General features: G+C 62.5%; 12 protein-coding genes. 8 read left to right on the top strand and 4 right to left on the bottom strand.

The window, feature by feature from the left end; all coding sequences use genetic code 11:
- Positions 1 to 202 precede the first annotated feature (202 nt).
- The 3 genes from A9975_RS35260 (at position 203) to nadC (ending at position 3607) form a co-directional block, all read left to right on the top strand.
- A complete protein-coding gene (locus A9975_RS35260) occupies positions 203 to 1393 on the top strand; it encodes an acyl-CoA desaturase (RefSeq protein WP_150986015.1) in 1191 nt (396 codons plus the stop codon).
- A gap of 169 nt (positions 1394 to 1562) precedes the next feature.
- Complete coding sequence (nadA, locus tag A9975_RS35255) at positions 1563 to 2714, top strand: quinolinate synthase NadA (RefSeq protein ID WP_183036766.1); 1152 nt, start codon at positions 1563 to 1565, stop codon at positions 2712 to 2714.
- A complete protein-coding gene (gene nadC / locus A9975_RS35250) occupies positions 2711 to 3607 on the top strand; it encodes a carboxylating nicotinate-nucleotide diphosphorylase (RefSeq protein ID WP_183036765.1) in 897 nt (298 codons plus the stop codon). Before nadA ends, nadC begins: the two co-directional genes overlap by 4 nt.
- 67 nt (positions 3608 to 3674) lie before the next feature.
- Here nadC and nadB read toward each other — a convergent pair whose 3' ends face one another.
- The 4 genes from nadB to radC all read right to left on the bottom strand — a co-directional run bounded on the left by nadB (position 3675) and on the right by radC (position 6783).
- Positions 3675 to 5273 (bottom strand): L-aspartate oxidase, encoded by a 1599-nt coding sequence (nadB, locus tag A9975_RS35245; RefSeq protein ID WP_183036764.1) that lies wholly within the window; start codon positions 5271 to 5273, stop codon positions 3675 to 3677.
- Between the two features lie 217 nt (positions 5274 to 5490).
- Positions 5491 to 5661 carry a 50S ribosomal protein L33 gene (gene rpmG, locus A9975_RS35240; RefSeq protein WP_006157508.1) on the bottom strand — a complete coding sequence of 57 codons (171 nt, stop codon included), beginning with the start codon at positions 5659 to 5661 and terminating at the stop codon, positions 5491 to 5493.
- A gap of 13 nt (positions 5662 to 5674) precedes the next feature.
- On the bottom strand, positions 5675 to 5908 hold the full coding sequence (gene rpmB / locus A9975_RS35235) for a 50S ribosomal protein L28 (RefSeq protein WP_006157507.1): 234 nt from the start codon (positions 5906 to 5908) through the stop codon (positions 5675 to 5677).
- Between the two features lie 200 nt (positions 5909 to 6108).
- Positions 6109 to 6783 carry a DNA repair protein RadC gene (gene radC / locus A9975_RS35230; protein ID WP_183036763.1) on the bottom strand — a complete coding sequence of 225 codons (675 nt, stop codon included), beginning with the start codon at positions 6781 to 6783 and terminating at the stop codon, positions 6109 to 6111.
- A 90-nt stretch (positions 6784 to 6873) separates the two neighbouring features.
- Here radC and A9975_RS35225 point away from each other — a divergent pair, with 90 nt between their 5' ends.
- The 5 genes from A9975_RS35225 (at position 6874) to A9975_RS35205 (ending at position 12545) form a co-directional block, all read left to right on the top strand.
- On the top strand, positions 6874 to 7371 hold the full coding sequence (locus A9975_RS35225) for a peptidylprolyl isomerase (RefSeq protein WP_150986020.1): 498 nt from the start codon (positions 6874 to 6876) through the stop codon (positions 7369 to 7371).
- A 50-nt stretch (positions 7372 to 7421) separates the two neighbouring features.
- Complete coding sequence (ispH, locus tag A9975_RS35220) at positions 7422 to 8384, top strand: 4-hydroxy-3-methylbut-2-enyl diphosphate reductase (RefSeq protein WP_183036762.1); 963 nt, start codon at positions 7422 to 7424, stop codon at positions 8382 to 8384.
- 640 nt (positions 8385 to 9024) lie between these two features.
- Positions 9025 to 10227 (top strand): branched-chain amino acid ABC transporter substrate-binding protein, encoded by a 1203-nt coding sequence (locus A9975_RS35215; RefSeq protein ID WP_183036761.1) that lies wholly within the window; start codon positions 9025 to 9027, stop codon positions 10225 to 10227.
- Positions 10228 to 10435: 208 nt separating this feature from the next.
- Entirely contained in the window at positions 10436 to 11371 is a 936-nt protein-coding gene (locus A9975_RS35210; RefSeq protein WP_174425539.1) for a branched-chain amino acid ABC transporter permease, read from the top strand.
- A gap of 13 nt (positions 11372 to 11384) precedes the next feature.
- The gene (locus A9975_RS35205; RefSeq protein ID WP_150986024.1) at positions 11385 to 12545 is read left to right on the top strand and encodes an ABC transporter ATP-binding protein; all 1161 of its coding nucleotides are present in this window, start codon (positions 11385 to 11387) and stop codon (positions 12543 to 12545) included.
- The last annotated feature ends 1 nt before the right edge of the window (position 12546 follow it).

The following is a 12546-nucleotide window of genomic DNA, read 5'->3' as shown; positions in this document are numbered from 1 at the left end:
GGCTCGTGTCCAGTCCGCCGGCAGGCAGCAGTTTTGCCCATGGCGCCAGGCGCGCGTGCCTTGGGGGCTCCGGCGAATGCCGGGGTTCAGGCAGGCGCCGTATGACGCAATCATTGAATTTGCAGTCCTTTTTCTGCACCTTGTTTGCGGCTCGCCCTGTCGCGCCGCACTGAATGCCCCTGTTTAATCGACGGAGAACAGTTTGTTCGACACTATTCTTGACTGGGCCGCTAATGGCCTCGCCAACTGGTCCTGGTGGGAGATTGTGATCTACACCCTCGTGGTGACGCACATCACCATCGCGGGCGTAACCATCTACCTGCACCGCTGCATGGCGCACCGGTCGCTGGACCTGCACCCTATCGTTTCGCATTTTTTCCGTGGCTGGCTGTGGCTGACCACCGGCATGGTCACCAAAGAGTGGACCGCCATTCACCGCAAGCACCACGCCAAGTGCGAGACCGAAGACGATCCCCACAGCCCGCAGACCCGCGGCATCCGCAAGGTGCTGCTGGAAGGCGCGGAGCTGTATCGCGCCGAGTCCAAGAACAAGGAAACCATCACCAAGTTCGGTCATGGCACGCCTGACGACTGGGTCGAGCGCAATGTCTACTCGCGCTTTGGCTGGCAAGGCGTTGGCCTGATGCTGATCATCGACGTCGCCCTGTTCGGCGTGATCGGCCTGACCGTGTGGGCCGTGCAGATGCTGTGGATCCCGATCCACGCCGCCGGCATCATCAATGGCCTGGGCCACTGGTGGGGCTATCGCAATTACGATTGCGAGGACGCTTCGACCAATGTCTCGCCGTGGGGCATCATCATCGGCGGCGAAGAACTGCACAACAACCACCACACCTACCCGACGTCGGCCAAGTTCTCGATCAAGTGGTACGAGTTCGACATCGGCTGGGGCTATATCCGTGCCATGCAGGCTGTTGGCCTGGCCAAGGTCAAGAAGACCCCGCCGAAGGCGCGCCTGGTGGATGCCCGCCCGGTTGACCACAATACGCTGGAAGCCATCATTGCCAATCGCTATGACGTGATGGCGCGCTATGCCAAGGCGGTCAAGAGCGCCTACAAGCAGGAACTGGAAAAGCTGAAGGAAGCCCGCGTGGCCGAGTACAGCAGCTTCAAGCCGGCTCGCAAGTGGTTCCACCGCGAAGAAGCCAAGCTGGCCGATCCGCAGCGCCAGCAACTGGCCAGCATCGTGGAGCAGAACAAGTCGCTGCATACCTTCGTGGAAATGCGCCGCGAGCTGGCCGCGATCTGGGGCCGCTCCAACCTGACGCGCGAACAGCTGCTGGCGCAGCTGCAGGCCTGGTGCCACCGCGCCGAGGCCAGCGGCATCCAGGCACTGCACGATTTCTCGCTGCGCCTGCGCCGTTATGCCTGATGCGGGCTGATGCCCGAGCTGGCGTGGCCTGATACAATTTAGATCGCCCAAAAGCCCCGCCTCTGGCGGGGCTTTTGTTTTCGCTAAACTCCCCCAATGTCAGGGCCGGCAGCGATAAGCGGATACCAAGCGGAATTCCGAGGCATGCTGTCCAAGAGGAGTATCGGAGATGACCCCCCAAACGATCAAAGCCGTCGAGTTCGAAAAGCCGAACCTCTCGATGGAGTCCCCCGAGGGCGGCAGCTGTGTCGCCCATGCCTGGGCCAAAGTGCCTCCCGTGCTGTCGGCACAGGATCGCACGGCGCTCAAAGCGCGCATCAAGACCTTGCTGAAGCAACGCAATGCGGTGCTTGTCGCGCACTATTACGTTGATTCCGACCTGCAGGACCTGGCCGAGGAAACCGGCGGCTGCGTGTCGGACTCGCTGGAGATGGCGCGCTTTGGCCGCGATCATCCGGCCAAGACGCTGGTGGTGGCGGGGGTCCGCTTCATGGGCGAGACCGCAAAGATCCTCAGCCCGGAAAAGAACGTGCTGATGCCCGACCTGGACGCAACCTGCTCGCTTGACCTGGGCTGCCCGTCCGACGAATTTGCCGCGTTCTGCGACGCGCATCCCGATCGCACGGTGGTGGTCTATGCCAACACCAGCGCCGCGGTGAAGGCGCGCGCGGACTGGATGGTGACCTCGAGCATTGGCCTGAAGATTGTCGAGCACCTGCACGCGCGCGGCGAAAAGATCCTGTGGGCCCCGGACAAGCACCTGGGCGGCTATATCCAGAAGCAGACCGGCGCCGACATGCTCTTGTGGCAGGGTTCCTGCCTGGTGCATGACGAGTTCAAGGGCATCGAGCTTGACCTGCTGCGCCGGGAGTTTCCCAATGCCAAGATTCTGGTGCATCCGGAGTCGCCGGCCAATGTGGTCGAGCAGGCCGATGTGGTGGGCTCGACTTCGCAGCTGATCGCGGCGGTAAAGGAGCTGGACGCGCGCGAGTTCATCGTCGCGACCGACAACGGCATCCTGCACAAGATGCGCCTGGCCGCCCCCGACAAGCATTTCATCGAAGCCCCCACTGCCGGCAACAGCGCGACCTGCAAAAGTTGCGCGCACTGCCCCTGGATGGCGATGAACGCACTGACCAATCTGGCCGAAGTGCTGGAGAACGGTCATAACGAAATCCATGTCGACGCAGACATCGGCCGCCAGGCCGTGACCTGCATCGACCGCATGCTCGACTTCGCCGCGCAGCAGAAGGCCAATGTGCGGCCCAAGGCCGACCTGGCGAGCGAGCAGGCCTTGTTCAAGGGAATCGGCCCGGCATGAGCAGCAATCCAAACGTGAATACCGTGAATTCGAGCCGCAACGCTATCTTCGACAGCTATGGTCCGGCGCTTGCCGGGGCGCTCCAGGCCAATGTCAGCGCAGCGATTGCTGAAGATGTCGGCAGCGGCGACCTGACCGGCATGCTGGTGCCCGCTGGCAAGCCGGCGCGGGCACGCGTGATCGTGCGCGAGCAAGCCGTGCTGTGCGGCCAGCCTTGGTTCGAGGCATGCATGCGCGCGGTCGATCCGGCGTTGCAGGTCGTCTGGCAACAGGCCGAGGGTGCCCGCATGGCGCCGGACTCGGTGGTCTGCGAGATCACCGGCCCGGCCCGTTCGCTGCTGACCGCGGAGCGGCCGTCGCTGAATTTCCTGCAGTTGCTGTCTGGCGTGGCGACCGCTACGCGCCGCTATGCCGACCTGGTCGAAGGTACCCGGGCGCGCGTGCTCGATACCCGCAAGACGTTGCCGGGTCTGCGCCTGGCGCAGAAGTACGCGGTCAGGGTCGGTGGTGGCGACAACCAGCGCCTGGCGTTGTACGACGGCATCCTGATCAAGGAAAACCACATTGCCGCGGCCGGCAGCATCACCGCCGCCATGCAGGCAGCGGCCGCACTGGATGCCGGTGTGTCGGTCCAGGTCGAGGTGGAAAACCTGGCCGAGCTGGAAGAGGCATTGGCGGCTGGCGCGAAATCGATCCTGATCGATAATTTTACCGAGGCAATGATGCGCGATGCCGTGCGTATCAATGCCGGGCGGGCCTTGCTGGAGGTGTCGGGCGGGGTCAGTGCAGACACGATCCGTGCTTTTGCGGAAACCGGCGTGGACCGGATCTCGGTGGGAGCGCTGACCAAGGATGTGCGCGCGACGGATTATTCGTTGCGGATCATCGAGTAAGCGGACTTGGTCAGGCCATGAAAAAAGCGCGCCTTGGCGCGCTTTTTTCATGGCCTGACCCGGGGGCTTACTTCGCCCGTTCCCGCTTGAACACCGGCTGCATCACCGTGGGCAGCGCCTTCGGCAACGTCTCGGGATAGTCGCGGCTGAAGTGCAAACCACGGCTTTCATGGCGCGAATATGCGCTATCCACGATCAACGAGGCGACTTCCACCAGGTTACGCAGCTCCAGCAGGTCGCGGGTGACGCGGAAGTTGGCGTAGTACTCCGCGATCTCCTCGCGCAGCAGGGTGATGCGGTGCTGGGCGCGCTCGAGCCGCTTGCTGGTGCGCACGATGCCCACGTAATTCCACATCATGCGGCGCAGTTCGTCCCAGTTGTGCGAGACCACGACTTCCTCGTCGGCATCCGCAACCCGGCTTTCATCCCATTGGGGCAGGGCGATGTCGGGTTGGCCGGCCTTGTCCTGTCCGGCGATGTCGAGGGCTGCCGCGCGCCCGATCACCATGCATTCGAGCAGCGAATTGGAGGCCAGGCGGTTGGCGCCGTGCAGGCCCGTGCAGCCGGTCTCGCCCACGGCGTAGAGATTGGCCAGATCGGTGCGGCCCGCAGTGTCGGTGACCACGCCGCCGCAGGTATAGTGCGCTGCCGGTACCACCGGGATGGGCTCGCGGGCGATATCGATGCCAAGTTCCAGGCACCTTGCGTGAATGGTCGGAAAGTGCTCGCGCAGGAAGGATTCGGGCTGGTGGCTGATGTCCAGGTGCACGTAGTCCAGGCCGCGCTTCTTCATCTCGAAGTCGATCGCGCGCGCCACCACGTCGCGCGGTGCCAGTTCGGCGCGTTCGTCATGCTCCGGCATGAAGCGGGTGCCGTCGGGCAGCTTAAGCAGGCCGCCTTCGCCGCGTACCGCTTCCGAAATCAGGAAAGACTTGGCGTAGGGGTGATACAGGCAGGTCGGGTGGAACTGGATGAACTCCATGTTCGACACCCGGCAGCCCGCGCGCCAGGCCATGGCGATGCCGTCGCCGGTGGCGGTGTCGGGGTTGGTGGTGTAGAGATAGACCTTGCCCGCGCCGCCTGTCGCCAGCACGGTGTGGGTGGCGGTAATGGTCTGCACTTCGCCGCTGGCGTCGTCCAGCACGTAGAGGCCGTAACAGCGGTTGCCCGGCAGGCCAAGCTTGCGCGAAGTGATCAGGTCCACCGCGAAGTGGTCCTCGATGATCGTGATATTGGGATGCTGGCGCGCCTGCTCGCTCAACGTGGACACGACAGCATGGCCGGTAGCGTCCGCCGCGTGGATGATGCGCCGACGGCTATGGCCGCCTTCCCGCGTGAGGTGGTAGCCGAGTTCTGCCTGGTCATCGCGGGTGAACGGCACGCCGCGGTCGATCAGCCACTGGATCGCTTCGCGCCCGTGCTCGACGATATAGCGCGTGGCGCTGTCATCGCAAAGGCCGGCGCCTGCCACCAGGGTGTCCTGCGTGTGCTCATCGTGGCTGTCGCCTGAGTCCAGGACCGCGGCAATGCCGCCCTGAGCCCAGTCGCTGGCGCCTTGCGTCATGGCACGTTTGCAAATGATGACAACCCGATGGGTGTCGGCCAGTTGCAGCGCGACCGTCAGACCGGCCAGTCCGCTGCCGACAATGGCGACATCGAAGTTCATGGTGCGAGAGACGCGCGCGGCACGCGGTCGGGAGGCAGGAAAGTTGGAAAGTGTACACCGCCGGCGGGCTTGCGTGGGCAGGCAAGCCATGCGTAAGCCGGGGGTGGGAGGCGTTGGCTACGCAATGCGGCGTATGCTGCCCGGAAAAGCAAAAACCCCGCGTGAGCGGGGTTTCTACAGACATGCCGCGCGATCGGCATGCGGAAGACAGGATCAATTACTTGATCTTGGTTTCCTTGTACGACACGTGCTTGCGGGCGACGGGATCGAACTTCATGATCTCCATCTTTTCCGGCATCGTGCGCTTGTTCTTGGTGGTCGTGTAGAAGTGACCCGTACCTGCAGTCGACTCCAACTTGATTTTATCGCGTCCGCCCTTGCTGGCCATGATGTGCTCCTAATTAGACTTCGCCACGTGCGCGCAGATCCACGAGCACGGTGTCGATGCCTTTCTTGTCGATCAGGCGCAGGCCGGCGTTCGAGACGCGCAGGCTCACCCAGCGGTTTTCCGATTCAACAAAGAAACGACGATTCTGCAGGTTGGGCAGAAAACGACGCTTGGTCTTGTTGTTTGCGTGGGAAACGTTGTTGCCGACCATCGGCGCTTTCCCGGTCACTTGACAGACGCGTGCCATGAAGCACTCCTAACTCTTCTACGTGGACAATGTTCGCAACAGATCAACAAAAGGCGCGCTGGCCCGGACTGCAGCGGTTGAGACTTCAGCAAACGAGCATTATAGACTGGAAAGCACTGGCGAATCAATGCTTTCTCTCGTTTACCGTTCAGGGGTGTGCATCCGTGCGGTGCGCATCACAACACGCATCGCATCTTGCATCACAGCTGGCCGTGTTCGGCGAAGGAGTGGATGTTACTACCTGCGACGATGAAATGGTCAAGAACTTGCACGTCAATCAGGGCCAGGGAGCGGGACAGCGCGCGGGTCATGGTGAGGTCGGCGGCGCTGGGCGTGGTGATCCCCGACGGGTGGTTGTGCGCCACGATGACCGCCGCGGCGTTATACGAAAGTGCCTTACGGGCAACTTCGCGCGGATAGACGCTGGTTTGGGTCAGCGTGCCGCGAAACAGCTCCTCACTGGCGAGCAGGCGGTTGCGTGCGTCCAGGAACAGGCACAGGAAGGCTTCGTAGGTCAGTCCCGCCAGAGACAGGCGCAGGTAGTCGCGCACCGCCGTGGGCGAATCCAGTGCCCCGGGCAGTTGCAGCTGCTCGCCCAGCGCGCGCCGGGTCAGCTCGCGGGCCGCCTGCAACTGCGCGTACTTGGCGCTGCCAACGCCCTTGACGCGTGCCAGTTGCCCGGCGTCCGCCGCAAACAGGCTGCTGAGCGTGCCGAAATCGTTCAGTAGCTCCCGGGCGATGTCGACGGCACTTTTTCCCGCCACGCCCACGCGCAGGAACACGGCAAGCAGTTCGGCGTCCGAGAGCGTAGCGGCCCCGCCGCTCAGCAGTTTTTCGCGTGGCCGCTCATTGCTGGGCCAATCGGTAATGCGCATGGCACGATCCCCTCGGAACAATGGCACCGCGGACAAGGCGGCGCGCGGTCGAGTCGCTTACAATACGGGTTGTTGACTGGTTGAGCACCTATGACTTTGCAAACTTTTGCTTCCGGCCCGAAGGATGGGGACGGCACCCCGGATCTGCGCAAGACCGTGCAGGCGGATTCCTTCCTGACCCTTCACTACAGCATCTCCATGGAGAACGGCACTGAGATCGTCAGTACCTTCGCGGAGAAGCCCGCCACGCTGCTGCTGGGGCAAGGCCAGTTCGCGCCTACACTGGAGCAGGCGCTGCTGGGCATGCCGGAGGGCGAGCGCATGACTTACCGGCTGGCGCCGGAGCACGCTTTTGGCCCGCGCAACCCCGATCTGCTGCAACGGGTTTCGCTGGCGACGCTGCGCGAGAACTCTTCATTTGAAGAGGACTACGCGCCGGGTGACCTGGTTGAGTTCAATGCACCCGGCGGCGGTAAGTACGCCGGTGTGCTCAAGGAGATCGGCACGACGTCGGCGCTGTTCGATTTCAACCACCCGCTGGCCGGACAGACCATCCTGTTCGATGTCCAGCTGATCGGCATTCTCTAAGCAGACCACCGGCCGGGCCTTGTGCCGGCACCCTTGAGTCGAATCCTTGCATGTCTGAACCCACCACAGCCCCCGATGCCGAGATCCTGATGGCGCAGCCGCGCGGCTTTTGCGCTGGCGTGGATCGCGCCATCGAGATCGTCGAGCGCGCCCTTGCACGCTACGGCGCGCCGATTTACGTGCGCCACGAAATCGTCCACAACGCCTATGTGGTGGAAGACCTGCGCCGCAAGGGCGCGGTCTTCGTGCAGGAGCTCGAGGAAGTGCCGCCCGGCTCGACCGTGATCTTCAGCGCCCACGGCGTATCCAAGGAAGTGCGCGCCGATGCCACCGTGCGCGGCCTGAACGTGTTCGACGCGACTTGCCCGTTGGTGACCAAGGTGCACGTGGAAGTCGGCAAGATGCGCACCGAGGGCTGCGAGATCATCATGATCGGCCACAAAGGCCATCCTGAAGTCGAGGGCACCATGGGGCAGGCCGAAGGCGGCATGCTGCTGGTCGAGTCTTCCGAGGATGTTGCCAAGCTGCACGTAGCGGATCCCACGCGCCTGGCATTCGTGACCCAGACCACGCTGTCGGTGGACGAAACGCTGGAGATCGTCGCCGCGCTCAAGGCGCGCTTCCCGCTGATCCGCGAGCCCAAGAAGCAAGACATCTGCTACGCCACCCAGAACCGCCAGGATGCCGTGAAGTTCATGGCGCCCCAGGTGGAGGTGGTGATCGTGGTGGGCAGCCCCAACAGTTCCAACTCCAACCGCTTGCGCGAGCTCGCGGAGCGCCTGGGCGTGCCGGCCTACATGATCGATTCACCCGATCAGCTCCAGCCGGAGTGGATCGCGGGCAAGCGCCGCATCGGCCTGACCGCCGGCGCCTCCGCCCCTGAGGCACTGGCACAGGCCATTGTCGCGCGTCTGCACCTTCTCGGTGCGCGCAACGTGCGCGCGCTGGACGGGATCGAGGAAAAGATGTCGTTCCCCTTGCCGCGCGGCCTGCAACAGGTCACGTCCGCCTGATCGGCCTGCTTTACCTGACCGTCTGGCAAAACGGCCCGCTCTAGCGGGCCGTTGCTTTTTGCGCAGCCGCTTCTGCCCGGCAGGCGCAGCCCTCGCGCGCCAGTTGCACACCGTCGCGCACCATTCTCTCTCCAGGGTTGCACCAATATATAGCACTCTATATTGCCTGCTATCCCTTGGATAATGCACAGGCCCGGCGCGAGCGGTCTTATGCCTGTCTGTCTGAAAAGACAAATAAGGGAAATCCCTGTAATTGGGGATTTCCCTATTATGGTGCCGGCACACTCGCGCGTTGTATTTGAATGAGACTGTTGATATTAAATGAAACACCTATTTAATACGCAACCCCGCAAGTGACTTAAAGGCTGCAAAGCCAACCTGTGGCAAGCGGTAGGCACGAATCTTGTTAGTATCAACGGCTAGCCTCCATGTGGGAGGGAATTGCCCCAATGTGTGCATTGGGGAAATTCCCTAGCTCATTTGGTGGGTTAATCCTTCAGGTTGTTGCGTCGCATATTGCATCCGTATAAAAAGGGAATACAATTCGCGCGTTTCAAATTGAAACTAAACTAAGGCGGCTCAGGGAAGCGTCCGGGGGGCGTTGGTTTACCCTGATCATGTGAATCCTAGGAGATCACTCATGCAAATCACGTTTGCCAAGATTCTGCCGATCGCAGCCGCAGTGGCGCTGGTTACTGCTTGCGGCAAGAAAGAAGAAAAGCCCGCTGATGCGGCAGCATCGGCTCCTGCTGCGGCCATGGCCCCGGCGGGCGGCGGTGAAGTCGTAGTCAAGATCGGCCATGCGGCACCGCTCACCGGCGGTATCGCCCACCTTGGCAAGGACAACGAAAACGGCGCTCGCCTGGCCGTGGAAGAAGTCAACAAGACCGGCCTGGAGATCAACGGCAAGAAGATCAAGCTCGAGCTGGTCGGCGAAGACGACGCAGGCGACCCGAAGACGGGCACCGCCGTGGCGCAGAAGCTGGTGGACGCCAAGGTCGTGGCCGTGGTTGGCCACCTGAACTCGGGCGTATCGATTCCGGCCTCCAAGATCTATAGCGATGCCGGCATCGTGCAGATCTCGCCGTCGTCGACCAACCCCGACTACACCAAGCAAGGCTTCAAGACCACGTTCCGCGTGGTGGCCACCGACGCCCAGCAAGGCCCCGCACTGGCCAACTACGCCACCAAGAGCCTGCACGCCAAGACCGTGGCCATCGTCGACGATGCCACTGCCTACGGCAAGGGCCTGGCCGACGAGTTCGAGAAGACCGCCAAGGCTTCGGGCGTGAACGTGGTGGCACGTGAAGCCACCAACGACAAGGCTACCGACTTCAAGGCCATTCTGACCAAGATCAAGGGCAAGAAGCCCGACGTGATCATGTACGGCGGCATGGACGCCACCGGCGGCCCGTTTGCCAAGCAGGCCAAGGAACTTGGCATCACTTCCAAGATCGTTGGCGGCGATGGCGTCTGTACCGACAAGGTGGCTGAGCTGGCCGGCGATGCCGTGCAAAACATCATCTGCTCGGAAGCCGGTCTGGCGCTGTCCAAGATGGAACAGGGCGCGGATTTCGACAAGCGCTACCAGGCTCGCTTCAATGCGCCGGTGCAGATCTACGCACCGTTCACCTATGACGCCGTCATGGTCATTGTTGACGCGATGAAGCGCGCCAACTCGACCGAGCCGGCGGCCATCCTGGCCGAGATGCCCAAGACCAACTACAAGGGCCTGATCGGCAACATCGCCTTCGATGAAAAGGGCGACATGAAGGAAGGCACCATCACGTTGTATGAGTACAAGGACAAGAAGAAGACCGTCCTTGACGTCGTGAAGATGTAAACCGGGCTTACCGGCCCATCCGAACGGCACCGCGAGTATGTTGCGGTGCCGTTTTTTTAGCCTTGCCATACGTGCAGCATCCTTACCATGGGTGGAGTAGGCAGGCCGCTTACCAGCAAATATCGACACTACCAAACCACCCACATATCAACGTCCCCCCGACATCCACACCATGCCGAGGGAATTTGGACGGAAGCAAGGAGTTTTCATGGATATCTTTATCCAGCAGATCGTGAACGGTCTGGTGCTCGGCAGCATCTATGCGCTGATCGCACTCGGCTACACCATGGTCTACGGCATTCTCGGGATCATCAACTTCGCCCACGGCGACGTGCTGATGATCGGCGCGCTGACCGCCCTGTCAGCCATACTTGGCTTGCAGAAATTCTTCCCCGGCTTGCCGGAGTGGCTCACGCTGGTCATTGCCACGCTGATCGCCATGCCGGTTTGCGCCGTGCTGGCCTACACCATCGAGCGGGTCGCCTACCGGCCGTTGCGCAACGCGCCCCGGCTAGCCCCGCTGATCACCGCCATCGGCGTGTCCATCATCCTGCAGACCCTGGCGATGATGATCTGGTCGCGTAACCCGCTGACCTTCCCGCAGCTGCTGCCCTCGTCGCCGATCGATATCGGTTCGACCGGCGCCACCATCACGGGCAAGGAAATCGTCATCATCGGCATGGCGCTGATGGTCATGGCGGGCCTGCTGACCCTCGTCAACCGCACCAAGCTGGGCCGCGCGATGCGCGCCACCGCCGAGAACCAGAAGGTGGCAGGCCTGATGGGCGTGAACCCGAACTTCGTCATCTCGGCCACCTTCATGATCGGTGCCGCGCTGGCCGCGCTGGCCGGCGTGATGATGGCGACCAACTACGGCAACGCGCACTTCTACATGGGCTTCATCCCGGGCCTGAAGGCGTTCACCGCCGCGGTGCTGGGCGGCATCGGCAACCTTGCTGGCGCCATGGTCGGCGGCATGCTGCTGGGCCTGATCGAAGCGCTGGGCGCCGGCTATATCGGCGATCTCACCAACGGGGTGTTTGGCTCCAACTACCAGGACGTGTTCGCCTTCATCGTGCTGATCATCGTCCTTGTATTCCGTCCGTCCGGCATCATGGGCGAGCGGGTTTCCGAACGCGCCTAAGGAGAGAGAATCCATGAATACCCCGATTCCATCCCCGGCGGCGCAGGCTGCGCCGCTGACCAAGACGCCGGCCAAGACCATGGCCGCGTTGCTTGGCTTCCTGGTCATCGCCCTGTGCGCCCCGTTCCTGGTGCAGACGCTGGGCGGCAACTACTGGGTGCGCGTGCTCGACTTCGCGCTGATCTACATCATGCTGGCGCTTGGCCTGAACATCGTGGTGGGCTTTGCCGGCCTGCTCGACCTTGGCTACATCGCTTTCTATGCTGTCGGCGCTTACATGATGGCCTTGCTGGGCTCGCCCCATCTGGCCAACCAGTTCGAGTGGATCCACCAGCTTTTCCCCAATGGCCTGCACCTCTCCATGTGGTTCGTGCTGCCGCTGGCGGTGCTGGTGGCGGCAACGTTTGGTGTGCTGCTAGGTGCACCAACGCTCAAGCTGCGCGGCGACTACCTGGCCATCGTGACCCTGGGCTTCGGTGAGATCATCCGCATCTTCCTCAACAACCTCGACCGGCCGCTGAACATCACCAATGGCCCGAAGGGGATCACCGCGGTGGACCCGGTCCACATCTTTGGCTTCGATTTCTCCAAGTCGCACGAGATCTTCGGGCTGAAGTTCACGCCGGTGTTCATGTACTACTACCTGCTGGTCGTGCTGGTGATCGCCATCGTGTTCATCTGCCTGCGCTTGCAGAACTCGCGTATCGGCCGCGCTTTCGTGGCCATCCGCGAAGACGAGATTGCCGCCAAGGCGATGGGCATCAACACCCGCAACATCAAGCTGCTGGCTTTTGCCATGGGCGCGTCGTTCGGCGGTGCGTCGGGCGCGGTGTTCGGCGCCTTCCAGGGCTTCGTGTCGCCTGAGTCGTTTGTGCTGTGGGAGTCCATCTACATCCTGGCCATCGTGGTGCTGGGCGGCATGGGCCACATTCCTGGCGTGATCCTGGGCGGTATCCTGCTGGTGGGTTTCCAGGAACTGCTGCGCGCCGTGGCGGAGCCGGCGCAGAACATGCTCTTCGGCCATACCATCGTCGACGCCGAAGTGCTGCGCCAGCTGTTGTTCGGGCTGGCCCTGGTTGGTGTGATGCTGTATCGCCCGGCGGGCCTGTGGCCGTCGCCGCGCAAGGAAGACCGGCCGGTGATCCGCCGCCCGGGCAGCGTTGGCCGTTTCTGAC

This window comes from Cupriavidus sp. UME77, assembly GCF_014170355.1.
Taxonomy (GTDB): Bacteria; Pseudomonadota; Gammaproteobacteria; order Burkholderiales; family Burkholderiaceae; genus Cupriavidus; species Cupriavidus basilensis.
The sequence above is the reverse complement of the archived record's forward strand: the minus strand, read 5'-3'. Positions and strand labels throughout refer to the sequence as shown.